Source organism: Acidisarcina sp. (assembly GCA_035539175.1).
In the GTDB taxonomy this organism is placed as follows: Bacteria; Acidobacteriota; Terriglobia; order Terriglobales; family Acidobacteriaceae; genus JANXZS01.
This window is the reverse complement of record DATLIY010000008.1, coordinates 593,404-619,467: the sequence shown is the minus strand read 5'-3', so window position 1 is coordinate 619,467 and position 26,064 is coordinate 593,404. Positions and strand designations below refer to the sequence as shown.

Here is a 26,064-nt window from a genome sequence, read left to right as displayed (position 1 = left end):
GAGCAGCAGTGTTTCTTCCAGAAAAAGGGATTGTTATGAAGACGAAGGTTTTGTTTCTTTGCACGGGAAACTCGTGCCGTAGCCAGATGGCTGAGGGATTTCTCCGCTCCATGGGCGGTGACAGGTTTGAAGCGCACAGCGCGGGCACCAGGCCCTCCACGCTGAACCCGATGGCGGTTGAGGTGATGCGCGAAGCGGGCATCGACATCGCGAGCCAATGGTCCAAGGATGCATCGGAGTATCTGGGCACGCACTTTGCGTATCTCGTCACCGTCTGCGACAACGCGAAGGAGTCCTGCCCGATCTTTCCCGGACCAAGCATCCGGCTGCACTGGTCGTTGCAGGATCCTGCCGATGCCACCGGCACGGATGAGGAGCGGCGCGTCTTTTTCCGCAGGGTGCGCGACCAGATTCGGGATCATGTGAAGGAGCTGGTGGAGAAGGCGGGCTAAGAGGTCTTTGCTGCGAGAAGCAGGGCCCTCGCGTTATAAAGCAGGTCCTTCGCTGCGCTCAGGATGACAAGCATAGGTGGGAGTTCGCTTAGATTTGTCATCCTGAACGCACCTTATGTGTCATCCCCAAACCTTAGATTTGTCATCCCATGCGCAGCCTTATTTGCAATCCTCAAACCTTAGATTTGTCATCCTGAACGCAGCGAAGGACCTGCTTGTTGTGACCAACACGCAGCGAAGGATCTACTCCAATTGCTGGATGGGTATGTTTTCCGGGATCTTCAGCTCAAACTGGTCCTCAGTGAGAGTCTGGTTCAACGTCAACTTCTCGATGGTCAGCGTGATCTGGTACTCCTCCAGGGGCCGGCGGATGGTCACCACACCGGGGAACCTGGTCGTGCCGAAGGTCTGATATTTCCCATAGAGCGTCTGCGTTTCGATGTTGCCGTCCTGGTCGTAGATGTCCTGCTCAAAGGGCATCAGGTCCACGCGGCCAAAGCGGATGACGCGCTTCAACATCAGATCTTTCCCTCCTGCTTTGCGCTCCACGATGTCCAGGTCATAAACCGGCTCCTCCAGCAGTTGCTTCCGCTCAGGGTCGGGATAGATGCGGCTCTCCCCGGTGACAAAAACCAGTTCGTCCGGAGAGATGTCGTGGATCAGCAGGGAATCGAAGAACAGGCTGGGACGCATATTCTCCAGGGCATTCTTCGATTTCTTTGTAACTTTGGTGGTGCCGACGATGGCCTTGCTCTTCAGAGGGATCACCAGCTTGAAGATCTTGCCGTCGCTGGCTAAATCAAAGGCGTGGGTGTGCAGTACCGGAACCAGGCCGAGCACTCGCAGCTTTGCCGGCTTCTCCATCAGGATGTACCCGCGGAAAGAGGTATAGTCGGTCACCGCTCCCTTGCGGGCGCCTCCCACCTGCGCCTGCATTTCCACGGTAGCGGTGAGCGTTTGAATGGAGGCGAACTGCGCATTCACGCGATCCACCAGATCGTCCGCCTTGGCGGCCAGCACGATCGACGGTGGCTTCGGCACCTGCAATTTTCGGGTGTGGCTCAGGCATCCGGTCAAAGCCGGAAAGATCAGCGCCATTGCCCCCATCCATCGTCTGTTCAATCTTTTCAGCTCTGTTAACAAGTATAACTTCCAGGTTACCGGCCGCCCCTGTTACCGGCTTCCGTTGTGTAGCGTCTTGCGATAAGCCTGAACGTTCTGTGTGTGCTCTTCCAGGGTCGCTGCAAATCGCGAGTGGCCGGAGGGATCTCCCGAGGCCGCGACAAAGTATAGGTAATTCGTAGCAGCCGGAGACATGGCGGCCTTGAGCGACGCAACGCCGGGATTTGCAATGGGGCCGGGTGGCAGGCCTGCATGCCGATAGGTGTTGTAGGGCGAGTCATAGGCCAAATCCGACTGGTAGATGGTTCCCCGGTAGCGCCCCTCGCGTAACTGCGCATAAATGACGCTAGGGTCCGTCATCAGCGGCATTCTCTTTTCCAGCCGGTTCACCATGACACTAGCCACCAGCGGGCGCTCCGACTCCAGCGGAGTCTCCTTCTCCACGATGGACGCCAAGGTCACCACCTGGTGAAAGTTCCGCGTGAGCCCCATCGAAGCAGCGGCTGCACGAAAGCGCTTCACCATCGCCGCCGCGATCTGGTCCGGAGTGGCCTTCCTCGGCAGATGATAGGTGTCGGGGAAGAGGTAGCCTTCCAGAGTCGGCGCGTCGGGATCCAGATCGGCAACCAGTTGCACGTCCCGGTTCGCGGCCTGCAAAAACAATTCCTTCGGCCCGAGCTGCGCTGCCTCCAGCCGCTCGGCTACGTCGAACATGTTCGCGCCCTCGGGAATCGTCACCGACCGGGTGAACACGTCGCCGCGGCGCAGGCGGTCATAGACCTCCAGCACCGTTGCCGGATGATCGAAGCGGTACTCCCCGGCCTTCAGCGTCCCTCGCTCGGCCAGCCGCACCACTTGAAATGCATACCTGCTGCGGATAATTCCGTGCTCTTCCAGCAGGGCTCCCATCTGCCGCACCGAGGTTCCAGGCGGAAAATCCACGAACGTCTCGTGGGTAGGGCCTGCAGGCGCAAGCAGGAGGTAGGCCGCGCCTGCCAACGCCGCCAGAATGACTAATAGGAAAAAACGTCGCACTCAATCCAGCCTTTTAATTTCTTAGATTCCCAGCCCGGGCCACTTGATTGATTTTATGATGGCGGGTTGATTCTCCTATAACTACGTAGACGTATGGGCGGTAGCTTAAGATTCCTATGTGGACCAGCCTCTCTCCCAAGCCGAAGAATCAGTCCCCGAATCAGCCCCCGTCCCACGCATCCTTGGTCTGGATGTGGGCGACCGGCGCGTTGGCGTGGCGGTCTCCGATGAACGTGGCCAAACGGCACATCCTGTCCTGACGCTGGTCCGCAGCAATCGCCGGCAGGATCTCCGTTCGCTGGCACGAATCCTGCGCAAGTATGCCTGCGCGGAGATTGTGGTGGGCAATCCGCTGTATATGTCGGGCGACCTCAGCCCGCAGGCCGTTAAGGCTCAGGCCTTTGCCGAAATGCTGCGGCAGGAGTTCGGCTTGCCCATCTCCCTATGGGATGAGCGGCTGACGACGACCGAGGCCCATCGGCTGCTGCATGAGGCTGGCCGCCCCGGAGCGGAGCACAAGATGGTGGTGGACCAGGTGGCCGCCGTCCTGATTCTGCAAAGCTTTCTGGACGCCCGCGCCAACAACCTGGCACGCGAAGCGCGGGATGCCGGGAACAAAAGCTAGCGGCGAACCCGCTCACTCCTAAAAATGGCAACACACTCCGATGTGATGGCGGCACGTTCCAAAGACGCTGCGACTCGCCTACAATCGCTCCGCTGCATTGATCCCGCTGGTTTGGCGCGTCTACCGCAAGCCGCCGGATGGCGCGGCAAGGGAGCCAGTCATGTCATCATCCATTCTCGTCACCTATGCCACCCGCTACAGTTCTACGCAGGAGGTCGCAGACGCGATCGCCAAAACGCTCCGCGACCGGGGGCTGATAGCCGAAGCTCTGCCCGTACACACTGTCACCTCGATTGTGCCGTATGACGCGGTTGTGCTGGGTGCGCCAATCTATTACGACAAGTGGCACAAGGATGCTTTGCGCTTTCTATCGCAACACTGTGTTGCCCTCATCACGCGCCCGGTCGCCGTTTTTGCGCTGGGCCCGCTGCGCCCGGAAGAAGCAGAGATGAAGGCGGCGCGCAGCGCGCTCGACAAGGCGCTGGCCGGCTACTCCTGGCTGTCGCCGGTTGCGACGGAGGTGTTTCTCGGCAAATACGATCCGGCAAACCTGCGCTTTCCCGATAGCCTGTTGCTGAAATTGCCTGCCAGTCCTTTCCGCAAGGTCGCCGCGAGCGACCTTCGCGACTGGCCGGGAATTCGCGCCTGGGCAGAAGGCCTGGTGGGGAAGCTACAGGGCGATGAATCTGTAACCGACAAAAAACAGGAGAGTTAATGGTGCGGATAGCGGATCAAGGACAAAAATCAAGGACAAAAAAGGCATCTTGCCTCATAGAGGGCTCGATGCCGGTTTGAATCCAATGTCTGACTCTGCTGGATGCCTGGTGTTGCCAGACGAGGCTCTTTAAGCCTCGCCTACGATGTCCGGGAACTTCAGTTCCGCTCTCGCGAGGGAGGTAACCAGCTCCTCATCCACGGTTCCTTCGCAGCCGCCGACGGCCTGGGATATCTCATTTACCAGCAGATAGCGCGCCTTCTCCAGCATCTTCTGCTCGCGAAAGCCGAGAGGCTTCTTCTTATTCAGCACCAGCAGGCTCTTCAAAACTTCGGCCACTTCCATCAGGGAACCGGCCTTCATTTTTTCGCAATGTTCGCGGTATCTTTCCTTCCAGTCCGCATTGCAATTGCTGCACGGGTCGTCGCCCAGAAACGCGAAGATATTGTCCACTTCATCCTGCCGAACGACGCGACGCAGTCCAACCGTCAGGACATTACCGCACGGAACCATCACTTTCAGGGAGCTCGCTTTAATCGACACCATGTAAAAGCGCTCTACCTGGAATCCATTCGTTCGGGTTGAAATCTGATCCACAATGCCTATCCCGTGATTCGGATAGACGACTTTGTCACCAACCTGAAAATTCGGCATGCTTCTCATAGGTTTTTATGCATGAAGCCGTTAACTAGCGGGAGTAACCAAGAAGCAAACGTGGACCGAGGATATGCTGTTGAAGTTACGACCGTCAAGGGTTACGATCTCCTGCTGGATGGAGGGCCACCTGCCCGCAGGAGTCTCGCCATAGGGCCAGATCGTCGTATAATCCAGTAGGGCCAGAAAAGACGGTCAGTCAAAGACACGCGCCTCGTGTTCTTCCAGCCGGGGCGGATAAAAGAGTTGCATGCCTGAACACATCAAAAAGAAGCTCCAGGAAGAGATCATCAAGCTCGAGTACGAGCTCACGCATGAGCTGCCGGTAGAGATCAAGAAGGCTGCCTCCCTTGGAGACCTGAGCGAAAACGCCGAATATCACATGGCGAAGCAGCGCCAGGTCTATGTCAACGCGCGTCTCGGCCAGTTGAAGGCTCGTATGGGTGAGCTTGCGCTGGTGAACCTGGCGAACATTCCCAGGGATCGTGCCGCCTTCGGATCCACCGTGCTGGTATACGACTCCACCAAGGAAGAAGAGATCGAGTATAAGCTCGTGACCAGCGAAGAGTCCGACGTGAGCAAGGGATTGATCTCGACCACGTCGCCGATCGGCCGCGGTCTCGTCGGCAAACAGGTGGGGGAAACCGTAGTGATTGTGACCCCCAACGGCAAGCGTGAACTTGAGATTCTCAAGCTTGTAACCATCCACGATGAAGTGAACGAAGAGGCAAAATGAAGCCGTGTAGCCGGTTCCCAGTCTGCAAGACGATGGGATCTCCGAATCACCGGAGCTCGCGATGACCTGGACCAGCGCATTCGGACGGGGCTGCGGCGTTATTCTGCAGAGCATCGTGAATGGGCTTGCGCTTACTCGCATCTCGCCCAACGCACTCACCTTCATCGGCTTGATTATCAACACCGGCGCGGCGGTGCTCTTCGGCTTCGCCAATGCGCACAACAATGTGCGCATGTTCCTGTATGCGGGACTGGTGATTATTGGCGCGGGCATCTTCGACATGGTGGATGGGCGCGTCGCCCGCCAGACGGATCAGGTCACGGTCTTCGGAGCCTTCTTCGATTCCGTGATCGATCGCTATAGCGACGTGGTGCTCTTCTTCGGCCTGCTGGTGTACTACGCTCGCGGCCACCGCCTGTTCTACGTCTGGCTGGTTGCCTTCGTCATGGTTACCTCGCTGATGGTGAGCTACACCCGCGCCCGCGCGGAGGCACTCATCGGAAGCTGCAAGGTCGGCTTCATGGAGCGGCCGGAGCGGATTGTGCTGGTGATTCTGGGAGCGCTCTTCAATCGCTGGGGCGTAATGGCTCCTGCTCTCTGGGTGCTCGCGGTCGTCTCCACCATCACCGTGATCCACCGCATCCGCTACACCTACCAGCAGACACGCCACCTTGCCCCGGTAAAAGAGACGACTCCCCTGGTCCTGCAGCGCCAGAGGGAATCCGCCGCCCCGGCTGTGGCCACTGCTTCGCAAGACCTGAAGACCGCCGCCCCAAACGCCTAGACCAAACTCGTAAGCGCGCAGATCTCTGCCTTCGCACTGTGCTCGTCTCGCGCAAATGCTTCCCCCTGTTGCGCGCACATCCCGTACGATAAGAATTCCTATGAATACGAAGCCGGTTCTACTGGTTCATGGCGGAGCGTGGGCCATCCCCGACGATATGTTAGCCGCGCACCAGCGGGGAGTCTCCCTTGCGCTGGCCGCGGGCTATGCCCTGCTGCAACAGGGTGGTCGCGCCCTCGATGCGGTGGAGACTGCGGTCGCCATGATGGAGGACGACGATACCTTCGACGCCGGCCGCGGCAGCTTTCTTACCCGCGATGGCCGCGTGCAGTTGGACGCCCTGCTGATGGATGGGTCGAACCTGCGGGCTGGCGCGGTGGCCTGCGTGGAGCGTATCCGCAACCCCATTCATGCCGCGCGCCTGGTGCTCGACAAGAGCCCGCATGTCTATTTTGTGGGCGCAGGCGCAGAGGAGTTTGCCCGGGCTCACGGCATCAAGCTCATCGACAACGCCGATCTGGTGTTGGACCGCGAGCGCCGGCGGCTGGACGAAGCGCATCTGCTGGCGATGCGGGGGCTCCCCGATGAGAGCTTCTCCGGCCCGCCCTCGGAGCAGGAACCGCCCACCTACACCTCGCATGACACCGTAGGCGCGGTGGCCCTGGACGGCTTTGGCAATCTCGCCGCGGCCACTTCAACCGGCGGCACCCTGAACAAGACTCCCGGCCGTGTGGGCGATTCTTCGATCATCGGCTGCGGAGGCTATGCCGACAACCTGAGCGCAGCCACCTCGCTGACAGGCTGGGGCGAGCCGATTATGAAGCTCGTGCTGGGCAAGTGGGCAGTGGATCGTGTAGCGGATGGCTTTGCGCCGGATCGATCCGCGCAGGATGCGATCGACTATCTCCACCGCCGCCTCAACGGCCACGGCGGCATCCTTCTGCTGGGGCCGGACGGCCGTTACGGCATCGCCCACAATACGCCCCGCATGGCCTGGGGAGTGGCGACGGCCAGCAGCATCCAAACCGGAACCGTGCGAAGTTAGCCAGCGGGCGGCTGGCAAAAGCTGGTCATCGCAGCGGCACAGAGCACTTCAGCGGTGCGAACCCTGAGGCGCGAACCCTGGCAAGCGAACCCTGGCAAGCGAACCCTGACAAGATCGTTTTGCGGCACAGTTTTGCCGAAGCGTTTTCTCAGCCATAATTGTTTCTATGCTCGTGCTCGCATCCGCTTCGCCGCGCCGCAGGGAATTGCTTACCCAGGCAGGCTTTGAGTTTCGTGTCCTTCCGTCCTCGGTTCCGGAGGAGCATCAACCTGGCGAAGACGCTATCTCGTTCGCTACGCGGCTGGCGCGGGAAAAGGCCCAGGCGGTCTTCGACGAACACTCCGCCCTAGACGACGCCGAGAATCCGCTGCTCGTACTCGGCGCGGATACGGTCGTCGTGGTCGATGGCGAGATCCTCGGGAAGCCCGCCAGCAGGCCAGACGCCGCACGCATGCTCGCACAGCTCTCCGGGCGCACGCACCAGGTGATCACCGGAGTCTGCCTTCTCTCCCGCGCGGGAATGGAAGCGGCGGCGGAAGTGACCTTCGTCCGCATGCAGACGCTCTCCACTGCTGAGATCGAGGCATACGTCGCCAGCGGCGAACCCATGGACAAGGCAGGAGCCTATGCCATCCAGGGCTATGCCGCCCGCTGGATTCCCCGCATTCAGGGGTGCTATTTCAATGTAGTGGGATTGCCGCTGTCTCTCGTGGCGAATCTGATCGAGGGCATGCATCGCCGCCTGAAGCGCTCCGCCAGCCTGATGAGCAGCGCTGGATAAGGGTTATATTTACGACCGGCCGGTCTCCGGTGCATCGTTGGCGATGCGGGCGGCCTCGGTTTCCTTTCGGGTCTTGCGGCGGGCGGGCACGGTCACAATCAGCCCAATACATACCAAAACACTTACTGCAAGCAATCCAGCCTCAATAAACTTCAACATAAGAATTGGCTCCTGGTGATTTTGCGTCTATATTTGGCGCCTGTATTATTTGGTGCCTGTATTTTCCACTTCTAGCCCGGGTTTGCCATCATGGCTGCAAGCAGCGCCGTTCTGGGCGCCAGGTGCTCCAGCACAATCGATTCATGCGCCGCGTGCGCACCCTCGCCTACTGCTCCCATCCCATCTAACGTAGGAACCCCTAATGCAGAGGTAAAGTTGCCGTCCGAGCCGCCGCCGGAAGATGCCTCTTCGAGCGCAATGCCAATCTGCGAGACAAATGCCTGGGCGCGCCGAAAGAGTTTCACCGTGCCAGCGGTCCGCTCCATCGGGGGCCGGTTCAGTCCGCCTTCGACGGTCAGCACACACTGCTTATCCCTGGTACGCAGCGATTGAAAGCGCTTTTCGATCCGGGTGCCATCCGAACGCCGGGCAATGCGAAGATCCACTTCCGCCCACGCCTCGGCGGCGACAACATTCGACCGCGTGCCCCCGGCCATGACGCCGGTATTGACCGTGATGCCGCGCTTGAGGTCGGTAAACCCGGCAACCTTCTCAATGACATGCGCCAGCTCGAGAATCGCGCTGTGCCCACGCTCAAAATCCAGGCCGCTATGGGCCGCAACTCCCCGGACCTGCAACCGGAAGGTACCCACACCCTTGCGTGCCGTCTTGTAGGCGCCCTCGAGCCCCTGCGCCGGCTCCAGCACAAACACGGCCTCGCTCGCGCTGGCAATCTTCTCCGTCACGGGCCGGGAGACCTCGCTCCCTGTCTCCTCTTCACTGTTCAACAACAGCACAACGGGGCGCGAAAACCATTGCCTGGTTTGCAGAATCTCCAACGCGGTAAGCGCCATCGCCACACCGGCCTTCATGTCCAGCACGCCCGGACCCCAGGCGCGGCCATCCCGCAGTTGAAAGGGCATGTTCTGTAGTGTTCCCAGAGGCCAAACCGTATCAAGATGCCCCAAAAGCATCAGTGGTTTACGGCCTCGTGCCGGGGGACCGAAGCGCGCCAGCAGCAGGTCGCCATGCTGCTTGTTTCGATAGCGCCGCGTGCTGGCGCCTGCCTCCGTGCACCTGCGCTCGACGAGCGCGACACAGGCGTCGACGGCAGCCTTGTTCTCGCTCGGCGACTCGGTGCGGACGAGCGTTGCCAGCAGATCCAGCAGGGTTTTCTCCCGCCTGACGGCCTCCGCAAGCAGTGCTGGGACTTCGATAGCCTGTCTCATTCCCGGTCCTCCGATCCGTGTGTGGATGCTTGGGGATAAAAGAATCTTTAGGGGTCAATGCTGGCGTGAAATGGTATTCCCGTGCAAAAAGTGTGTCAAAACTGACACACAGAAAGTTTCGTTTTGGCGGGTAGTCTCATATCCAGATTGCATCCCTGCTGGCCAGCTCGCAGCAGCGTGCGCAAGGATTTTGGCCTTTGGCGGAACTTCAGCACTTCGAACATACCATCGCTGCGGCGCTTGAATTCTCCGGAGTCGGCCTGCACAGCGGTGCGCCCGTTCATATGCGGATGCTGCCTGCGCCCGCCGGATCGGGCATCGTCTTTCGCCGCACGGACCTCGACAACTTTGAGATTCCTGCCACCGGGCGGAACGTGGCCAAGGTGAGTTACGCCACCAGCCTGATGCGGCAGGGCGTGCTCATCTCCACTACCGAGCATTTGCTCTCGGCCCTGACGGGCATGGGCGTCGACAACGTCATTATCGAACTCGATAACCTGGAGCTGCCCATCCTCGACGGCAGCGCGCTGCCCTATGTGGAGGCGTTTCAGTCGGTAGGACTCAGCAGGCAGCGGCGGCGGCGGGAGTACCTGCGCATCCTCAAGCCGGTAGAGGTCCACGACGGCAATAAATTTATCGGCATCTACCCCGGCGACAGCTACACCATCGAATACGCCATTGACTTCCCCTCGCCCATCGGCCGGCACAGCTTCGCGGTTGACCTGGGCGCGGGTACCTACGGCTCCCAAATTGCTCCGGCTCGCACCTTCGGCTTCAAAGAAGACGAGCAGAAGCTGCGCGACATGGGGCTCATCCGCGGTGTCTCCAATGAGAGCGCCATTATCGTGACCAGGACCGGAGTGGAGAATGGGCCGCTTCGTTTTCGCGACGAGTTTGTTCGTCACAAGGTGCTGGACCTGATCGGGGACCTGGCGCTGGCGGAGTACTGTATCCTGGGCCGCGTGGTAGCCGAACGCGCCGGTCACGCGATGCACACGGCACTGGTTTCCCGCCTGCGCCGCGACCGCTCTACCTGGGAGGTGGCCCACCTGCCCTTCGACCAGCCAAAGCCGACCCACGCCAAGGCTCCCACGCTGGCCCGGGTATAAGCCCTGCCGGAACCCTCGCCAGGCGGGCGTGTCCTGCACAGCATTCCTCCGCAAAGTTTGGTAGCATCGGCTCGGAGGAGTTCATGGAACAGGTTCCCCCTTTCGCCGTCGCACGCCGCAATGAGGATATTGCGCTCGACCTGCTCAAGTTTGTTGCCGGCACCACTGGCATTGGCCGCGCTGCGGCGCCATCCACCGGCTTTGTACCTTCAACCGCCACCAAGCCGGAAGACCAGGTGACCCACCTGCTCGAGCTCTACTCCCGCTGTCTCGGCGTGGTCGAAGGCAAGGGAGAGGCGCGCTAGCGCGAGCCTTGCCAGACACCGGCTCACCCACGGAACACCCCATCCTGAACGTCGCCGTCTTTGGAGCCGGTGCTTTCGGCCAAAATCATGTGCGCGTCTATCGCGAGCTCCAGAACGCCGGGCTGCCGGTCGCTCTGGCCGCGGTGGTGGAACCCGATCCGGCGCGGGCTGCCGCGCTCCAGGCGCAGTATGGCGTGCCCGTCTTCGCTCACGTGGAAGAGTGCCTGGCCGCGCCCGGCCTGCGGATCGATGCGGCTTCCGTCTGCGTTCCCACATCCCTGCATTTTGCGGTAGCGTCGGCTCTGCTGCGCGCCGGGATCGACGTGCTCGTGGAGAAGCCCATTGCGGCCACGCTGGAAGAAGCGGATGCGCTGGTCGAACTTGCGGCAACGCGGCACCGCATCCTCCAGGTGGGGCACCTCGAGCGCTTCAATCCCGCGATCACGGCGGTTGAGCCGCACCTGAACTGCCCAATGTTCTTTGAGGTTCACCGCCTCAGCGTCTTTACGCCGCGAGCGCTCGACGTCGATGTCGTTCTCGACCTGATGATCCACGACCTCGACATCGTGCTCAGTTTCGCGCGCTCCACCGTTCGCGAGGTTCGGGCCGTTGGCCTGCCCATCCTGTCGCCCAGGGTGGATATCGCCAATGTCCGGCTCGAGTTCGAGTCCGGCGCGGTGGCCAACTTTACCGCCAGCCGCGTCAGCACGGAGCGGGTCCGCAAGCTGCGCTTCTTCCAGCCGCGGCAGTATGTCTCGATCGACTATGCACGCAAAGATTTGCTGGTCATCAATGTCGATAAGACCAATCCCGGTAGCGGAGCCAATCTCGGAACAAACCCAGGAGCCAGCCCGGGAACAAACCCGAGTCCGGCGCCAGATTTTTCGCTGCCCATTCCGTCGCTTGCAGCCGGGTTGTCCTTCAAAAAGCCTGCTATCGCGCCCGGGGAGCCGCTACGGCTGGAGATCGAGTCGTTTCTGGCTGCGGTGCGCGAGAGGAGCCGGCCACGAGTCTCCGCCGAAGACGGCCGCGCGGCACTGGCCCTCGCGCTGGAGATCAATCGCGCCATCGCTGCGCACCTGGACCGGACCGGCCTGAACCGCTTCCACCTCTAAAAATTCCGCGTCACGAATTTCGCGGCACAGCAGGGGAACGAGGCTCCCCTTTGCAGCTTCGCTTAATTTGCTGCTTCGCTTAAGCGGAGATGCTTAGTCGACGAGCAGACGCGGAACCCGGGGGCCGATATCGCAGAGCACCTCCCAGGGAATGGTGGCGAGGAGGTCGGCGTGGTCGCTTGCGTCCATGGCGCCCGTCTCTTTTCCTGCAAGAATGGTGACTTCGTCCCCGATCTCTACCGCGGGAATATCGGTCACATCCAGCAGGCACTGGTCCATGCAGATTCTTCCCGCAATCGGAGCCCGTTCGCCGCGCACCAGAAAGCTGGCGCGGTTGGAGAGCAGCCGGTTCAGCCCATCGGCATAGCCCACGGCGAGCAGAGCCAGCCGCGTCGGGCGTTCGGTGCGAAAGGTGCCGTTGTAACTCACTCCCTCGCCCGGAGGAACCGAACGCATGGAAACCACGCGAGTCTTCCACGTGAGTACCGGCTGCAGGTGCCCGGCAGACTCGCTCCCAGACTCGCCCCCAGGCTCGCCACAGACAGAGAGACGGGGGGGAGAGAAGCGGGGGCTATATCCGTAGAGCGCCAGGCCGGGACGCAGCATCAGGCGCGCTCCTGCACTGGACGCCAACTGCGCCATGGCGGGCAGATCCTGCCCGTCCAGCAGCGTGGCGGAGGCTCCCGCATGCAGCCAGTGAAATTGCAATCCAGCCGCGGCAACGTACTCGAGCGCCGCTGCCAGGCGCGCCATCTGGTGCTCGGACTGCCCGGAAACCAGGTCATCCGCCGCACTGAAGTGCGTCATGATGCCTTCGAGCCGCAGCGGGGACTGGGGATGGAACCGCTCAAGCACACGCTTCAGCTCCGGCGCATCGGTAACTCTCTGCCCGTCCGCTCCGACATACGGAGCCGCCACTCCCTGACGGGCCATCCCGGTGTCGATCTCCAGGTGCACGGCAACCGATTGCGGACCGAGCCCCCTTTGCGCCGCCGCGGCCTCCAACTCGTCCAGGTGGAAGTGCTCCCACACAACCGGCGTCAGGTCATGCTCCAGCACCGCTCCTGCTTCGCCGTGCCATAGGCCCGAGATCACCAGGATGCGCTGCGGGCCGGGGCATAAAGATCGAGTGCAAACTCCTTCTTCGACAGAAGTAATGCCCAGCCACTCCGCTCCTGCGTCCGCCAGGATCGGTGCGCAGTGCTCCAGCCCATGGCCATAGGCATCCGCCTTGACGACCGCCAGCAGGTCAGCGGACCGGTCTGCCAGTTGGCGCAGGAAGTGATAGTTGGCGAGAAGACTTTGGCGCGAGATTTCGACCCAGGTTGGACGTGTAGACATGTTGGAAGCTTCATCTTAAACGAATTGTCGCGCCCACTTTTCAGGTGCGGAGCCTGTTGCGGTGGAGGGCACACTCTCTGAATCCCCGCCCCTCTTGACAGGTGCCGCTGCATTCAAGGAAACTCGCGCGGTTGGAGTGAGTTGGAGTTTGCCTCGCTGCAACGTTTCCCAATTGAGGCCCCCAAGTGAGCACTGCCAGTAATTTTTGGACAAAGCGGTTGATTGCCCGGTCTTTCCTCGCCTGCCTGATGCTGCTTGGGATCAGCGGCTGCGGCGACAAGCTCTCCTCCCCAACCCTGAGCGGATCTCCCGCGCAAAACGCGGGAAATTTCAGCAATGTCGTCTTTCTAGGGGATTCGCTGACGGCTGGATTTCAGAACGGTTCGCTGCTGGATACGCAGCAACCCCATGGTTTCGCCAGCCTGGTCGCGGAGCAGGCGAAGTTTTCCATCGAGCTGCCGCTGATTGCGCCACCCGGGGCTCCCGCCGTGCTGCAACTGGCCAGCCTTGGGCCTCCGCCGGTGGTCCAACCGGCGAGCGGCACCAGCAAAGGGCGCGACGACCTGAAGCTGCAGGCGACCGACGTAGCCGTGCCGGGACACACGCTGAACGACCTCATTCACACCGCGCCGTCACTGATTCCCACCACCGGCGAGGAGACGATTACCTACCTGGTGCTCGGCTTCCCCGGCATCCAGGAGGGCGTGCAGTACACGCAGTTGCAGTGGGCGCACCAGCTCAACCCGACCACGCTCTTCCTGTGGATTGGCAATAACGACGCGCTGGTGGCCGATATTACCGGCACTCCTGCCAGCATGACTTCGATCAGCGACTTCACGGCGCAATTTACGCTGCTGATGCAGCGGCTGCAGACCGACACCAGGGCCAACCTGATCGTAGCGAACATTCCGGATGTCACCGGCGTTGCGTATCTGACGCCAGGGGCACTGGTGCTGGGCGAGTACTCGCAGATCACCGGGATTCCCGCGGCGCAGCTCAGCCTGCTCACAGGTATTCAGCCGACCGATCTGGTGAACCCGACAGGACTGGCGGAGGTAGCCGCGATTCTGCAGGGCAAGCAGAAGACGCAAGTGGACGATGCCGGTGCGCTGAACGCGAGTGAAGCCGCTGCGGTGCGGCAAATGGTGCAGAGCTACAACGCAGTCATAGCCCAGCAGGTCGCGGCCAGCGGCGGAACGCTGGTCGATGTCTACTCCGCGACCAACAATCTGCGGCTCCATCCTCCGGTGATCAACGGCTATCCGTTGGGCTTCGGATTTCTCGGCGGCTTCTTCTCGCTCGATGGGATCCACCCGACAAACACTGGATATGCCATCACGGCGAATGCCTTCATCCAGACAATGAACGCTGCACTGGGAACCAAGATTCCGGTGGTGGACGTGGGAGCGGTCGCCGCTACAGATCCTCTCTTCCCGCCGAATCTCATGCATGGAGCGGCCGTGCCCTCACACATCAGCGCCGAGGCAGGCAAGGCTGTGGAGTGGATGTTCCGCCGCTGATTCCTTCCTCCGTGGCAGAAAAAAACATAAGGGCTGAGTGCCTTCGAAGCCGACAACTTCGAGGCAGCTCAGCCCTTCTTCTTTTTGCCTCTGGCTGCTCGCCCAGACCTCCCTTTGATGCGCCAATGGCGAAGGTCGCCTCTTTAGCTACTTTCCGGTCCGCTGTAAATCTTACAAATAATTGAAAATATTACGCTTATATTGCACGTCTTACCTGCCAACAGGAGCGGGTATGCGTGCATCCCAGCATTGGATAGCGCGAAATCGGGGCGTGCGGAAAGATCCCCCTCGGTTTCGGAGCATCCGGCAGAAGACACTGCCGAACACACGTATCGCGAGACGGAAGAAATCTGGAGAGAGGCTTCGCTCGCGTTACTCATGGGGTATCCGATGACAATTCGCAAACTCACGAGATTTAAGAAGCCTTTCGTCGCCTCCGCGGCGCTATTGGCACTTTCCTCTGTGCCCTGCGCAACATTCGCGCAGGAACCGAGCAGCCCTCCACCCGCTACCGCTCCTGACAACTCGCAGCAGAACACCCCTTCGGAGAACTCGCCGCAGACCGCGACACCGGAGACTGCGCCGCAGACTCCTGAAACCACGCCACAAAACACGGCGCCGGAAGCTACACCGCCAAGCACAACCCCGGAGGCGACTCCGCAAAGTCAGGCTCCGAGTAATACACAGCAGAACCAAAACGCTGCCCAGCCAATGGCCGCGCAGCCCACGGACAAGGCCTCGGACCGCATGATGACGAAGAAGATTCGTCGCTCGCTTCTTGCGGATAAGTCTCTTTCCATGTCTGCGCACAACGTAAAGATCGCTACGCAGGATGGAATGGTGACCTTGAGGGGAACGGTGAACTCCGAGGAAGAGAAGCAGAGTGTGGCTGCCAAGGCCGCTGAAGTAGCTGGCAGCGCGGATAAGGTGACGAACGAACTCACGGTAAAGCAATAGCCAACCAGCAATCAGGCTGGTCCGGTCACGTTCGAGCAACCAAAGGAGAATCAATATGGCAGGAACCAATACAGCAGCTTTCGGCATCTTCCCCAATCGCGCAAGAGCAGAGGCTGCGGTTGACATGCTAACCCTGGCAGGATTTCCCAGCCGGGACATATCCATCCTGATGGCAGATAACGAAAGCACCCACGAGTTTGCAACGGAGAAGAACACCAAGGCTCCTGAAGGGACCGCTACTGGCGTGGGTGTAGGCGGAAGTATCGGCGGTGCCTTGGGCCTGCTTGCAGGCATGGGCGCTCTTGCAATCCCCGGCGTAGGTCCGCTGATCGCGGCTGGCCCAATTATGGGAGCCCTGGCCGGCCTGGGCGTGGGAGGAGCGGTGGGCGGCGTTGTCGGAGCATTGGTGGGGATGGGTATCCCGGAATATGAAGCCAAGCGCTACGAAGGCCGCGTAAAGAATGGAGGTATTCTGCTGTCCGTTCACTGCGACAGTTCGGAAGAAGTCTCCCGTGCCAAGGATGCTTTGAAAGCCGCCGGCGCAGAAGATATCTCGTCGTCGGGTGAAAAATCCGTCAGCACACACGGAGTCGAGAAAACCCCTATCCGCTCAACTACCGCGAGCGAGCGGACGGTGCGGATCGAGCGGGAGGCCGATCGCGACCAGATCATCGACCCTGGCAGGTCCAAGGCCTCCTGATCCACGGGCTGACAACTGGGTCGATCCGGGCACGGGTCGATCCAGTGTCGGTCATTGGAAGCAGATCCTTTGCTGCGCTGCTACAAGAAAAACAGGTGCTCAGGATGACAAGGTTTTGCTGTGCTTGGAATAGCGAAGTTATATCGCTCAGGATGACAAGGTGTAGTTGCAAGGTTTAGTTGGCTCGGGATAACAAACGTTTTGCTGCGCTAAGAATGACAGGGCAGTACACTGCGTCTTCTTCCTTCCCCTGCCCTTTGCTGAGCGCGGGATGACACGCCAAGACCTACCGCCCCACTCAGACCGCCCGCCAACCGCCCGTCAACCCTCCGCCAACCCATAGTTCGCTGCCGGATACGCAATTGCCGTGTCTTTCGGCTGTGCTCCCTCCTGTTTTGGCTCCGCGCCAGATACAATGGTAGTTTGAGCCTGGATCGCTCCACTTCAGCCGTATGAGTGGATCTGAGCCGCGCGGGGCTTTCCTTCACGGGCGCCCCGGCAGCGAATGCCGGATCGAGTGGATCTGCTCAAAATTTCTGCCGGGGAGTCTGCCGTCTGGGCAGTGCTCCTTGAATAAGATCGAAGTCCAGAGATGGGCGATGGGGTGCGGATGCGAAAGGTAGTCAGGATGCAGTGGTTTGGAATGGCAAGCCGCTCAGTTGCGGGGATCTGCGCCGCAGCTTGTGTTGTGGCCGGGCTGTTGATCGAAGGCGGAATCACGACGCCTCATGCCTTGGCGCAGACCGCCACGGAACCCGTCGCTTCACACGCTGCGACCACCACACAGCTCTCCATTGCCACGCAGGAAGGCGACACGCGGACACAATCGATGTTCACCGTGCACGTGATGGGCGTGGGGACGAGCGCGGTTCCTCGCGGCAGCGTCAGCCTGAAGCTGGGGGACCAGTCGCTGGGCTCAGCGGTGCTGGACGAGAACGGTTTCGCCACCTTCTCCAAGGATGCGCTTCCGCAGGGAAGGCAGCAGATTGTAGCCGCGTATGAGGGAACGGCGAGTTTTGCCCCCTCCACTTCGCCGGTTCGTCCGCTGGATTCGGTCACCTCGGCGCTGCCCGACTTCACTATTGCCGCCACGGGCCAAACCTCAATGACCCTGAAGGCAGGCCAGTTCGGAACGACCACGATTCAACTGACTCCGGAAAATGGATTCAACCAGATTGTCAGCTACTCCTGCGGGGGGCTGCCTCTGGAGGCCACCTGCACGTTTACTCCGTCACCAGTAGTCCCGGACGGCAAGAATACGCCGATCGTCACCACGCTCAATATCCAGACGGTAGCGATTACGGGCGGCACGGCGATGGCAAGGCCAACCGGCAAACTCCCTGTGGTTGCGTTTGTCATGCCGGGAGTACTGGCACTGGCAGGGCTGGGAGCGGTCCGCAAGCGTACGCCGGGAATCCGCATGTTCAGCCTGGCCGCTCTGCTGCTCGCAGGTGGAATGGGCCTGGGCGCCTGCTCGGCACAATACGGCTACTACCATCATCCGCCGACTGTGAATAAGGGAACACCGGCCGGAGTGAGCACGGTGACGGTCTACGCCTCCGCCAGCAACGGCAATGTTGCGGTGGTGCACAGTCTGCCGATTACGCTGACAGTAACGAACTAGAAAATCCAACCGGAAAAGAAGCGGCCAGCAGGAAGACTCTGCTGGCCGCTTTTTATGGGCCGACTTGCGCGGGAACGGATCGCGAAACCCGGAAAGCGAAATACCGAAAGCGAAATACAGCGGAAAATCTCAGGATGCGGCCCCTGCCGCTGTGCGGTCGATGGCCTGCTCGACGAGGCCGAGCGCCTGTTCGCGGATCTCTGCCTCATTCCCGAAGCCGTGGAGCCAATGCACCTCCGGTTCGCGGCGGAACCATGTCCCTTGGCGTTTGGCGTAGTTGCGGTGGCCCTGCTGCGCGGCTGCAATGGCCTCGGAGGCGGTCATGGTGCCGTTCAGAATCGCTTTGGCCTGCTTGTAGCCGAGGGAATCCAGGGGGCGGCAATCTTCGCCATACTTCGCGAGCAGTTGCTCGGTTTCCGCAACAAGGCCCTCGCGAAACATCTCCTCTGCGCGATGATTGATCCGGGAATAGAGAGCCTTCCGCTCCGGCTCCAGCCCGATGCGGAGGATGCGATAGCCTTTCAGCCGGTCGCGGCCCTGCTGCCAGGCCTGCGACATGGGTTTTCCGGCCTGGAGGCTGACCTCGATGGCACGGATCAGCTTGGGCGTGTCGTTGGGATGGATGAGGGCTGCGGAGGCGGGGTCCAGGCGTCGCAGGATGCGATGCAGCGCACCCTCTCCGTGCCGCGCTCGAATGCGGTGCAGGCGATCGCGCAGCGGTTGCGAACGCTCCGGCCCTGCGAACAGGCCATCGACCAGCGCACGCAGGTAGAGGCCTGTGCCTCCCGTAACAACCGGCAGATGGCCTCGTGCGGTGATATCGGCAAGTGCGGCGCGGGCATGGCGGCTGTAATCGCCAGCCGTGTATGGCTCAGCCGGAGAAACCACATCAATCAGGTGATGCGGCACGCGCGCCCGCTCGGCGCGAGAGGGTTTGGCAGTGCCGATCTCCATGTCGCGATAGACGGCCACGGAGTCGCAACTGACCACCTCGCCCGCAAATTGCTCCGCCACGGCCAGCGATAGCGAAGTCTTTCCGCTGGCTGTCGGCCCCAGCAGCACAACAACCAGAGGCTCAGGAGAATGCGCGCCTACCATAGCCGCCACCAGCCCGTTGGAAAGACGGCGGCGAGACCGGCTCGCCAGAGGCTAAAGATGAGGATAGCTATCGCGAGAAGCGCAAGGCCGGCGACCTGGCGGCGGCGCTGTTCGAGCCGTATCTCCGCCGGTACCGTCTGCTGGCCGGAGTCTGCATTCCGGAGCCGTGGGCGCATGGCCTCTACTGCCCTTGCTTGGGGTTGTAGAGAAAGGCGAAGCGCAGTTCCAGGTACGGCCCTTTGAATTCCTTCGGCAGGGCCGGGTAGTTGGAGCCGGTAATAGCTCCCCAAGCCGCGCGGTCGAGCGATACATCCCCGGAGGGTCCGATGAGGCGCATGTTCTTGACGCTGCCGTCGGGCGCGATGATGAACTGGATATACACCTTACCCTGCTTATACAGCGGCGGCCGGACCGCCTCGGGGATCAATGGATCCCAGGTGCGATAGGTTTCGCGAACGACGCGCTGCATATAGGGGCCGAAATCGACTCCCAGGGTATCGCTCAGAATCTCGTAGCCGCTCTGCAGGCCAGGATGCTTCGGTTGTGCTCCCTGACCGTAGTCCCCACCTGCTCCGCCGGCTCCCCTGGCGTCGCGGGCTGCCTGGCGAATGGCCTCTCCCGGCGACATTGCACCGGAGTTCATACTGGGCGCGGAGGGTGCGGGGTGAGGCGCCTCCAGCGTGGACTGCTGGTTGGAGGGCAGGGGCTGGCTGGGCCTCTGCTGCGGCTCAGGCTGCTGCGCCATCTGCTGCTGAGGCGGTACAGGCGCGGCAGGCTGCTGCGAGGCCGGAGGGCCGGGCTGCTCGGCGGCACGCGCTTTGCGCATTGCCTGCAACTGCTCGAGCGTCTTCTTATCCAGCGTCGGCTGCTTGGACTGGGCGACGCGATCCTTATCCGAGATCGCCTGCGAAGACTTTGGCTTGACCTGCTTCAGCGCATCCGGCGGCAGATCCAGGTAGGTCAGATCCTTGCGGTCCTTGAGCGCGTCCGCAGGATTGATCACGTGAGGCTGATGAAACAGATAGCGTGGGCCGTAGAAGAGGTACCAGGCCAGCGCCATGTAGATGATGATGGAGATCCAGATCGACTCTCGCAGGCGAGCCTTGGCCCGTTCGTCCTCATACTCCTCGATGAGCGAGAAGATCTCATGCGGCTCAAGCTCATCGTAGCGATGGCGTTTCCGTTTCGACGGGCGCACCGGCGGCTGCTCTGGAGGGCTAGTTGGAGTTTCGGTGATAGGCATCTACTAGATAAAGCACTGCTCTGGCAAATCTGTTGTGCCGTACGGCCAGAACTCACGGAGTCTAGCATTTATTCTCTCATTCTTTTGCTGCCCGGCTGCGGCCAATTTGCTGCCCGGTTCCTATTGGCGGGCAGCAAATCAGCCCAATCCTGCCAGAAAGATGGAAGATGCTGGCGTTTGCTCCCGTCCTCGGTGGAGAACCCATAAGGTGAAGAAAAGGATCGCCGGGATGGACACTGTTGGCGTGGAATCGCCGGAAAAACCCTTACAATCGGGAGATATGCCCACCGCCACTGTATTGACCGTCAGCGACTCCTGCTCCAAGGGTGCGAGGGAAGATCTGTCGGGCCCGGCGGTGGCCACACTGCTGCGGTCGCATGGCTTTGCGGTCGACGGGTGCGGCGTTCTCCCCGACGAGCAGGCCCCAATCGAGGAATGGCTGAAAAGCGCCTGCGGCAAGGCTGCCCTGGTGGTGACCACGGGAGGTACTGGGCTTGCTCCCCGGGATGTGACTCCTGAGGCTACGAGGAACGTCTGTGACCGGCTGGTGGATGGAATCTCCGAACGGATGCGCTCCGAGGGGCTGAGGCAAACACCCTTCGCGCCATTGAGCCGGGCTCTCTGCGGAACTCGGGGCACGTCGCTGATTCTGAATCTGCCTGGAAGCCCCCGAGGCGCGGTCCAGTCGCTGGAGGTCGTCCTGCCCATCCTGTCCCACGCGCTGGCGCTGCTTTCCGGGGCATACGGGCAGCACTCCGAGGGCGAGACGGGCTCTACTTTGAAGAATAAGGAATTGGAAAGACCGTGAAACACTCCATCACCACCCTCCTCCTCAAGTACAAGTTGTATCTGCTTACCGCTCTGAAGCCGCTGGGGATATGGGGTGTTGGGATCATCGCCTTCGTGGATTCGTCGTCCCTGCCGGTGCCTATGGATATTGTGATCGCAGGCTACGCGTGGGGCGATAAACGCCATGCCTACGCCTATGCCGTGCTGGGGGCGCTGGGCTCCTGCCTGGGAGGGCTGGTTCCCTTTCTGCTGGGCCGGGCCGGGGGCGAGCTCTTCCTGCTGAAGCGGGTGAACCGCGAGCGTTTCGAGCAGATTCGCGATCGCTTCGAGCGGCAGGAGTTTCTCGCGATGCTCATACCGTCGATGCTGCCTCCGCCGACGCCGTGGAAGGCCTTTGTCTTCGGCGCGGGCGTCTTCGAGATGAAGATCATCAATTTTCTCGCCGCTGTCTTTTTGGGGCGGCTCATCCATTACGTGCTGCTGGCGTGGCTCACCATGCGTTATGGGCCGGAGATGGTGCAGATCGTGATGAAGTTTGCCCATCAGCATCTCGGTGGAGTTCTGATGACGATCAGCATCCTCTTTGGGATGGTGGTTATTTACTATGTCCGCAAGAATATGGCGAAGCGCAAGGCTGGGTCTGCCGAGGAAGCGGAGAGTTAAATCGCGAGCTGCGCGGTCCCGGGGGATATGCCAAAAGCAGGTCCTTCGCTTTGCTCAGGATGACAAACCTAAGCGGTGCTTTGCTCAGGATGGCAATACCTAAGCGGTGCTTTGCCCCGGTGACAAACTTAAGCGGTGCGTTACTGAGGATGACAATACAGATTCGCTCAGGATGACAGGCCTGGGAGCTGGGGGACTCAAACAGGAAAGGGGCGAACTGATCTTGAGTTCGCCCCTTTCCTGTTTGTACCTTGTTGCGTTCTTCGTTTTACGCGGAGACGTGGTGTTTCTCGGGTGTCAGCAAGTGGCGTGCCAGCGCTGGAAGGCCGAAGGCCACACCGAGGACGAGAGCGGTCGAGATCAGATCGTTGCGATAGAACGGCAGAGCCGCGGTATAGCAGGCTGCCAGTCCCGCGATGCTGTGGGGATACATCCCCGAGCCCGCCCAGACCGCGTAGTTGCTGATGGCGAAGAATGAGGTCGCCGAAAGCAGGGTCGCCGCTCCGCCCCGCGCCAGCGAGACTTGGTCGCGCAGCAGAATCCTGCCCAGCAGGATAGCCGCCGCATACCAGACCCAGGTCAGCAGATAGCCCTGCACATGGAAGGCATAGTTGTACGCATAGACGGTGAGGTAGTAGTCGGTACACGCCATCAGCACGAGAGGCACAATCGCCTGGCGCAGCGGACGCCTGGCTCCGAAGTACAGCAAGGAACCGCCGACCGCCGTGAAGTTCCACCACGTATGCGGGAGAACGCGGCTCGCTATAGCAAGCAGAATGAGCAGAAAAGAGGACATGGGCACCTCATGGAATCAAGATTGAGTCGAGGAAATGGGCTGAAGCCGGCGCCCGACGTATAACTTATTAATTCTGCGGATGGATCCTTGCAGGGTCAAGCTCAAACGTTTAGCTCCATTGAAATTGATATTGACGCTATGCATACGAATTGCGCGGACCGACGATATGGGGGCCGGGCTATTTCTGTTCCCGTCCATCCATCACCGTGGCTTCAATCGTGCGGTTGGGAGCAACCACGACCCAGGCAGAGAGCGGAGAGCGGTTGCCCCGGAGAAACATCGCGGAATAGGCAAAACGCAGGTCGCGAAACTCAACGGTGGTTCCCTGGGGCGAGGGGCTGTCGTCCAGGCCGGGAGGAACTTCGTTCCCCATATCCTCGACCACCGGGAAAGAGGACCAATCCAGGTAGACGTGGCCAAGCCACGACCTCTTCGCCGCCAGGGTGGCCAGGGTTACCGGCGGCTTATAGATCAGGGTGTCGTTGGCGCGCGCCTCGCCGCTTCGGGTATTCACCAATCCCGTCTGGAAGTAGTCCGGCGTCTCCACCACGGCAAACCAGCGGAAGGGGTTGAGCGGAAAGGGCTGCACGGCTGCCTTGAGAATCTTTGCGTCGGCGAAGGTGCCATTGCGCACGAGGTTCAAGGCACGCTCGTGCTCGGCATTGCGGACGACCCAGACCAGGACCATGGTAGATAGAGCGAAGATCGCCCAGCCCCGCCCATGGAATTCGCTGCGACGTGCGCTGATCTCACGATCCGCAAGGCCCAGCAAGGCCGGAACCACCAGCGCCAGAAGCAGAGCAGCGAAGATGACAGGCTCAAGGATGAAGACGATATCCCACGAGTACCACCGCGGATTGAAGGGGAAGAAGGGACGCAGGCCGTAGTTGTTGGTGAAGTCCAGCAGCAGGTGGCTGAGCGCCGCAAACAGGGAGAAGGCGTACAGCAGCTTCCAGCGCACCGGCTGCTGCGGTTTCTTCTTTCGCCAGCGATGGTAGAGCCACACCACGGCGACCACGAGCAGGGCAATGAAAGGCGCGCCGACAAAGGTGTGCGTGATGCCGCGATGGTGCTCGAATGCGGCCACGGGGCCGCGCACCTCCCAGAGCATATCGATATCGGGAGCTTCGGCGGCGAGCGTCATGGCGAGGGTTGCATAAGCCGTTTTGCGATTCAAGCCGGTGCGGGACAGGCAGGCGCCGGTCATGAAGTGGGTTATGGGTTCCATCGTGCGGCTCTTCCCTCCACTGGCAGCGGCCACGCCGGAAATTCGACTGCCTGCTCCTGGCTCATTGTACGTTTCCCACCGCGGACCGACGACAAGGCTTAGCGCTCGGGCGAGGCGTTTTCTATAATCCCTGCAATGACGCCCGCGCAAAGAGTGGAAGAGCTACGAGAACAGATTCGCCACCACGAGTACCTCTACTACGGGCTCGACGCCCCGGAGATTTCCGATGCCGCCTTCGATGCTCTCACCCGCGAGTTGCAGGAGCTGGAGGCGAAGCATCCTGAGCTGATCACTCCCGACTCGCCGACCCAGCGCGTGGGCGGCAAGCCAAAAGAGGGATTTGCCAAGGTAGCCCACTCGCGGCCGATGCTCTCGCTGGACAACGTGAACAGCGAAGCAGAGTTGCGCGACTGGGACCGGCGCGTGCGCGAGCTGGCCGGGGAAAAGCATGGCGAGATCCGCTACACCACGGAACTCAAGCTGGACGGGCTTTCGCTGGCTCTGCACTATTCACCTGCAGACCCGGCAAGCGCAGACTCGGCGAGCAAGCCTTCGCTGCTGCGGCGGGCGCTGACGCGGGGCGACGGAACGATTGGCGAGGACGTGACGACCAATGTGCGGACGATCCGCTCGGTGCCGCTGTCGATCTCGGCGGCACGGAGGCATGCGGCGGGTCTGCCGGCGGCGTTTGAGGTGCGCGGCGAAGTGGTGATGCCGATCTCGGCGTTCCTGCGAATGAACGAGGAGCGCGAGGCACAGGGGCTGGCTCCGGCGGCGAATCCCCGCAACGCTGCCGCAGGCACAATTCGCACGCTCGAACCGAACATCGTGGCGCAGCGCCATCTGGATTTCTACGGCTACTTTGCGTATGAGAATGGCGAGACGATCTTCCCCAGCCAGGTAGAGACGCTGAATGCACTTTCGGCGGCGGGCTTTCGCGTCAACCCGCACCGCGAGGCGCTGACCACGATTGAAGATGTGCTCGCGTTTATCCAGCGCGCCGAGCAGCAGCGCGCCAACCTTGGATATGAGATCGATGGCGTCGTCATCAAGGTGGATTCGACGGCGTTGCAGCAGCGGCTCGGTTTTACCGGGCGCGCTCCACGGTGGGCTGTGGCGTATAAGTTCACCGCCCGCTCGGCGATCACGCGCGTTGACGATATCCGCGTGCAGGTGGGGCGAACGGGCAAGCTCACGCCGGTGGCCGTGCTGTCGCCGGTCTCCATTGGCGGAACGACGGTGAGCCGCGCCACCCTGCACAATGCCGATGAGATTGCCCGTCTGGGCCTGAAGATCGGCGACTCGGTGCTGGTGGAGCGCGGAGGCGACGTGATTCCCAAGGTCGTCGAAGTTGTGCCGGACCCTAACACGGACTCCGGGGAAGAGAAGCAGCATCCGCGCGAGCGGCGCGAATTTCATTTCCCCACAACGTGCCCCGTGTGCGGCAGCAAGGTTGTGCGTGCCGAGGGAGAGGCCGACTACCGCTGCGTCAACGTGGATTGCCCGGCACGCCTGCGCGAGAGCCTGCTGCACTTTGCATCGCGCGGCGTGATGAACATTGAGGGACTGGGCGAGGCGGTTGTGACGCAACTGATGGAGCGCAAGCTTGTGACGAGCATCGCGGACCTGTACCGGCTGGATGAGGCCACGCTGCTCTCCCTCGAACGCGTCGGCCCGAAGTCCGCGCAGAACCTGCTCCACGAGATTGCCCAATCCAAAAAGGCGCCGCTCGATCGCGTGCTCTTCGGGCTCGGTATTCGCTTTGTCGGCGAAAAGACGGCGCAGTTGCTGGCCGAAGAGTTTGGCTCACTGGACGCGCTGATGCACGCCTCCGCCGAGGAGCTGGAGCGCGTCAACGAGGTGGGTCCGCGTGTGTCGCAGGCTATTCTCGAATTCTTCGCGGAGCAGCGCAACCGGAACCTGGTGGAGCATCTGCGTGCAGCGGGCCTCACCTTTACCGCGGAAAAGAAACAGCGATCGTCACAATTAGAAGGACTGACCTTTGTCCTCACCGGAACGTTGCCCGGCATGTCCCGCGAGGATGCCAAGGCAAGGATTGAAACCGCTGGAGGCAAGGTCTCCGGCTCGGTCAGCAAGAAGACGAACTACGTAGTAGCGGGAGAAGAAGCCGGGTCGAAGCTGGACAAAGCTCGCAGCCTGGGAGTGCCCATCCTCGATGAAGCCGGCCTGCTGGCGCTGTTGCGATAACGCGCATCCCTCAGGTCCCGCACCTTCAGAC

At 61.1% G+C, this 26,064-nt stretch carries 28 protein-coding genes; 17 read left to right on the top strand and 11 right to left on the bottom strand.

The features are described 5' to 3' along the window. Positions 1-35 precede the first annotated feature (35 nt). Entirely contained in the window at positions 36-452 is a 417-nt protein-coding gene (locus VM554_10630) for an arsenate reductase ArsC (protein HVJ08831.1), read from the top strand. Between the two features lie 243 nt (positions 453-695). On the opposite strand, the gene VM554_10625 is transcribed toward VM554_10630, so the two are convergent. Next, positions 696-1,550 (bottom strand): hypothetical protein, encoded by an 855-nt coding sequence (locus tag VM554_10625; GenBank protein HVJ08830.1) that lies wholly within the window; start codon positions 1,548-1,550, stop codon positions 696-698. Between the two features lie 75 nt (positions 1,551-1,625). Then, on the bottom strand, positions 1,626-2,609 hold the full coding sequence (gene mltG / locus VM554_10620; protein HVJ08829.1) for an endolytic transglycosylase MltG: 984 nt from the start codon (positions 2,607-2,609) through the stop codon (positions 1,626-1,628). Between the two features lie 118 nt (positions 2,610-2,727). On the opposite strand from mltG, the gene ruvX reads away from it, so the two are divergent. Together ruvX and VM554_10610 are read left to right on the top strand one after the other, a co-directional pair. Then, entirely contained in the window at positions 2,728-3,234 is a 507-nt protein-coding gene (gene ruvX / locus VM554_10615) for a Holliday junction resolvase RuvX (protein HVJ08828.1), read from the top strand. Between the two features lie 160 nt (positions 3,235-3,394). Then, entirely contained in the window at positions 3,395-3,949 is a 555-nt protein-coding gene (locus VM554_10610) for a flavodoxin domain-containing protein (GenBank protein HVJ08827.1), read from the top strand. Positions 3,950-4,078: 129 nt separating this feature from the next. On the opposite strand, the gene VM554_10605 is transcribed toward VM554_10610, so the two are convergent. Continuing rightward, on the bottom strand, positions 4,079-4,603 hold the full coding sequence (locus VM554_10605; GenBank protein HVJ08826.1) for a CarD family transcriptional regulator: 525 nt from the start codon (positions 4,601-4,603) through the stop codon (positions 4,079-4,081). 250 nt (positions 4,604-4,853) lie between these two features. Here VM554_10605 and VM554_10600 point away from each other — a divergent pair, with 250 nt between their 5' ends. The 4 genes from VM554_10600 to VM554_10585 all read left to right on the top strand — a co-directional run bounded on the left by VM554_10600 (position 4,854) and on the right by VM554_10585 (position 7,949). Beyond that, on the top strand, positions 4,854-5,339 hold the full coding sequence (locus VM554_10600; protein ID HVJ08825.1) for a GreA/GreB family elongation factor: 486 nt from the start codon (positions 4,854-4,856) through the stop codon (positions 5,337-5,339). 61 nt (positions 5,340-5,400) lie between these two features. Beyond that, complete coding sequence (locus VM554_10595; GenBank protein ID HVJ08824.1) at positions 5,401-6,123, top strand: CDP-alcohol phosphatidyltransferase family protein; 723 nt, start codon at positions 5,401-5,403, stop codon at positions 6,121-6,123. 100 nt (positions 6,124-6,223) lie between these two features. Beyond that, entirely contained in the window at positions 6,224-7,168 is a 945-nt protein-coding gene (locus VM554_10590; protein HVJ08823.1) for an isoaspartyl peptidase/L-asparaginase, read from the top strand. Between the two features lie 166 nt (positions 7,169-7,334). Next, positions 7,335-7,949, top strand: coding sequence for a Maf family protein (locus VM554_10585; protein ID HVJ08822.1), 615 nt, complete (start codon positions 7,335-7,337; stop codon positions 7,947-7,949). 9 nt (positions 7,950-7,958) lie between these two features. Here the strand turns inward: VM554_10585 and VM554_10580 are convergent, their stop codons facing one another. Beyond that, positions 7,959-8,108, bottom strand: a complete 150-nt coding sequence (locus VM554_10580; GenBank protein HVJ08821.1) for a hypothetical protein — start codon at positions 8,106-8,108, stop codon at positions 7,959-7,961. Positions 8,109-8,179: 71 nt separating this feature from the next. After that, a complete protein-coding gene (locus VM554_10575; protein HVJ08820.1) occupies positions 8,180-9,337 on the bottom strand; it encodes a M20 family metallopeptidase in 1,158 nt (385 codons plus the stop codon). Positions 9,338-9,534: 197 nt separating this feature from the next. Between VM554_10575 and lpxC the strand changes: the two genes are divergently transcribed. The 3 genes from lpxC (at position 9,535) to VM554_10560 (ending at position 11,866) form a co-directional block, all read left to right on the top strand. Then, positions 9,535-10,446, top strand: coding sequence for a UDP-3-O-acyl-N-acetylglucosamine deacetylase (gene lpxC / locus VM554_10570; protein HVJ08819.1), 912 nt, complete (start codon positions 9,535-9,537; stop codon positions 10,444-10,446). A gap of 83 nt (positions 10,447-10,529) precedes the next feature. Next, positions 10,530-10,751, top strand: coding sequence for a hypothetical protein (locus VM554_10565; protein ID HVJ08818.1), 222 nt, complete (start codon positions 10,530-10,532; stop codon positions 10,749-10,751). 8 nt (positions 10,752-10,759) lie between these two features. Next, positions 10,760-11,866 carry a Gfo/Idh/MocA family oxidoreductase gene (locus VM554_10560; protein HVJ08817.1) on the top strand — a complete coding sequence of 369 codons (1,107 nt, stop codon included), beginning with the start codon at positions 10,760-10,762 and terminating at the stop codon, positions 11,864-11,866. A 93-nt stretch (positions 11,867-11,959) separates the two neighbouring features. Here VM554_10560 and alr read toward each other — a convergent pair whose 3' ends face one another. Next, complete coding sequence (gene alr / locus VM554_10555) at positions 11,960-13,207, bottom strand: alanine racemase (GenBank protein ID HVJ08816.1); 1,248 nt, start codon at positions 13,205-13,207, stop codon at positions 11,960-11,962. A 185-nt stretch (positions 13,208-13,392) separates the two neighbouring features. Here alr and VM554_10550 point away from each other — a divergent pair, with 185 nt between their 5' ends. The 4 genes from VM554_10550 (at position 13,393) to VM554_10535 (ending at position 18,008) form a co-directional block, all read left to right on the top strand. After that, positions 13,393-14,727, top strand: a complete 1,335-nt coding sequence (locus VM554_10550; GenBank protein ID HVJ08815.1) for an SGNH/GDSL hydrolase family protein — start codon at positions 13,393-13,395, stop codon at positions 14,725-14,727. Between the two features lie 390 nt (positions 14,728-15,117). After that, positions 15,118-15,684 carry a BON domain-containing protein gene (locus VM554_10545; protein ID HVJ08814.1) on the top strand — a complete coding sequence of 189 codons (567 nt, stop codon included), beginning with the start codon at positions 15,118-15,120 and terminating at the stop codon, positions 15,682-15,684. Positions 15,685-15,739: 55 nt separating this feature from the next. After that, entirely contained in the window at positions 15,740-16,384 is a 645-nt protein-coding gene (locus VM554_10540; protein HVJ08813.1) for a general stress protein, read from the top strand. Positions 16,385-17,027: 643 nt separating this feature from the next. Then, positions 17,028-18,008, top strand: coding sequence for an Ig-like domain-containing protein (locus tag VM554_10535; protein ID HVJ08812.1), 981 nt, complete (start codon positions 17,028-17,030; stop codon positions 18,006-18,008). Positions 18,009-18,137: 129 nt separating this feature from the next. Here the strand turns inward: VM554_10535 and miaA are convergent, their stop codons facing one another. The 3 genes from miaA to VM554_10520 are packed head-to-tail and all read right to left on the bottom strand — an operon-like array spanning position 18,138 to position 20,349. Beyond that, positions 18,138-19,106 (bottom strand): tRNA (adenosine(37)-N6)-dimethylallyltransferase MiaA, encoded by a 969-nt coding sequence (miaA, locus tag VM554_10530; protein HVJ08811.1) that lies wholly within the window; start codon positions 19,104-19,106, stop codon positions 18,138-18,140. Further along, positions 19,100-19,282, bottom strand: a complete 183-nt coding sequence (locus VM554_10525) for a hypothetical protein (GenBank protein ID HVJ08810.1) — start codon at positions 19,280-19,282, stop codon at positions 19,100-19,102. The genes miaA and VM554_10525 overlap by 7 nt, the downstream gene beginning before the upstream one ends. Positions 19,283-19,287: 5 nt before the next feature. After that, positions 19,288-20,349: a TonB family protein gene (locus tag VM554_10520; GenBank protein HVJ08809.1), complete on the bottom strand. Its 1,062-nt coding sequence runs from the start codon at positions 20,347-20,349 to the stop codon at positions 19,288-19,290. Between the two features lie 208 nt (positions 20,350-20,557). Here VM554_10520 and VM554_10515 point away from each other — a divergent pair, with 208 nt between their 5' ends. After that, positions 20,558-21,157, top strand: coding sequence for a MogA/MoaB family molybdenum cofactor biosynthesis protein (locus tag VM554_10515; GenBank protein HVJ08808.1), 600 nt, complete (start codon positions 20,558-20,560; stop codon positions 21,155-21,157). Continuing rightward, complete coding sequence (locus tag VM554_10510; protein ID HVJ08807.1) at positions 21,154-21,801, top strand: VTT domain-containing protein; 648 nt, start codon at positions 21,154-21,156, stop codon at positions 21,799-21,801. Before VM554_10515 ends, VM554_10510 begins: the two co-directional genes overlap by 4 nt. Positions 21,802-22,069: 268 nt before the next feature. On the opposite strand, the gene VM554_10505 is transcribed toward VM554_10510, so the two are convergent. Together VM554_10505 and VM554_10500 are read right to left on the bottom strand one after the other, a co-directional pair. After that, positions 22,070-22,597, bottom strand: coding sequence for a DUF6580 family putative transport protein (locus VM554_10505; GenBank protein ID HVJ08806.1), 528 nt, complete (start codon positions 22,595-22,597; stop codon positions 22,070-22,072). Positions 22,598-22,775: 178 nt separating this feature from the next. Then, positions 22,776-23,825, bottom strand: a complete 1,050-nt coding sequence (locus VM554_10500; protein ID HVJ08805.1) for a metal-dependent hydrolase — start codon at positions 23,823-23,825, stop codon at positions 22,776-22,778. 153 nt (positions 23,826-23,978) lie between these two features. Here VM554_10500 and ligA point away from each other — a divergent pair, with 153 nt between their 5' ends. Beyond that, positions 23,979-26,033 carry an NAD-dependent DNA ligase LigA gene (ligA, locus tag VM554_10495; protein HVJ08804.1) on the top strand — a complete coding sequence of 685 codons (2,055 nt, stop codon included), beginning with the start codon at positions 23,979-23,981 and terminating at the stop codon, positions 26,031-26,033. Positions 26,034-26,064: the final 31 nt, after the last annotated feature.

Bases quoted from the DNA above. Each gene is read 5' to 3' on its own strand.
- VM554_10630 (HVJ08831.1), top strand. From the start codon at position 36: ATGAAGACGAAGGTTTTGTTTCTTTGCACGGGAAACTCGTGCCGTAGC.
- VM554_10625 (HVJ08830.1), bottom strand. From the start codon at position 1,550: ATGGCGCTGATCTTTCCGGCTTTGACCGGATGCCTGAGCCACACCCGA.
- VM554_10610 (HVJ08827.1), top strand. From the start codon at position 3,395: ATGTCATCATCCATTCTCGTCACCTATGCCACCCGCTACAGTTCTACG.
- VM554_10605 (HVJ08826.1), bottom strand. From the start codon at position 4,603: ATGCCGAATTTTCAGGTTGGTGACAAAGTCGTCTATCCGAATCACGGG.
- VM554_10600 (HVJ08825.1), top strand. From the start codon at position 4,854: ATGCCTGAACACATCAAAAAGAAGCTCCAGGAAGAGATCATCAAGCTC.
- VM554_10595 (HVJ08824.1), top strand. From the start codon at position 5,401: ATGACCTGGACCAGCGCATTCGGACGGGGCTGCGGCGTTATTCTGCAG.
- VM554_10590 (HVJ08823.1), top strand. From the start codon at position 6,224: ATGAATACGAAGCCGGTTCTACTGGTTCATGGCGGAGCGTGGGCCATC.
- VM554_10585 (HVJ08822.1), top strand. From the start codon at position 7,335: ATGCTCGTGCTCGCATCCGCTTCGCCGCGCCGCAGGGAATTGCTTACC.
- VM554_10580 (HVJ08821.1), bottom strand. From the start codon at position 8,108: ATGTTGAAGTTTATTGAGGCTGGATTGCTTGCAGTAAGTGTTTTGGTA.
- VM554_10575 (HVJ08820.1), bottom strand. From the start codon at position 9,337: ATGAGACAGGCTATCGAAGTCCCAGCACTGCTTGCGGAGGCCGTCAGG.
- VM554_10565 (HVJ08818.1), top strand. From the start codon at position 10,530: ATGGAACAGGTTCCCCCTTTCGCCGTCGCACGCCGCAATGAGGATATT.
- alr (HVJ08816.1), bottom strand. From the start codon at position 13,207: ATGTCTACACGTCCAACCTGGGTCGAAATCTCGCGCCAAAGTCTTCTC.
- VM554_10545 (HVJ08814.1), top strand. From the start codon at position 15,118: ATGACAATTCGCAAACTCACGAGATTTAAGAAGCCTTTCGTCGCCTCC.
- VM554_10540 (HVJ08813.1), top strand. From the start codon at position 15,740: ATGGCAGGAACCAATACAGCAGCTTTCGGCATCTTCCCCAATCGCGCA.
- VM554_10535 (HVJ08812.1), top strand. From the start codon at position 17,028: ATGGCAAGCCGCTCAGTTGCGGGGATCTGCGCCGCAGCTTGTGTTGTG.
- miaA (HVJ08811.1), bottom strand. From the start codon at position 19,106: ATGGTAGGCGCGCATTCTCCTGAGCCTCTGGTTGTTGTGCTGCTGGGG.
- VM554_10525 (HVJ08810.1), bottom strand. From the start codon at position 19,282: ATGCGCCCACGGCTCCGGAATGCAGACTCCGGCCAGCAGACGGTACCG.
- VM554_10520 (HVJ08809.1), bottom strand. From the start codon at position 20,349: ATGCCTATCACCGAAACTCCAACTAGCCCTCCAGAGCAGCCGCCGGTG.
- VM554_10505 (HVJ08806.1), bottom strand. From the start codon at position 22,597: ATGTCCTCTTTTCTGCTCATTCTGCTTGCTATAGCGAGCCGCGTTCTC.
- VM554_10500 (HVJ08805.1), bottom strand. From the start codon at position 23,825: ATGGAACCCATAACCCACTTCATGACCGGCGCCTGCCTGTCCCGCACC.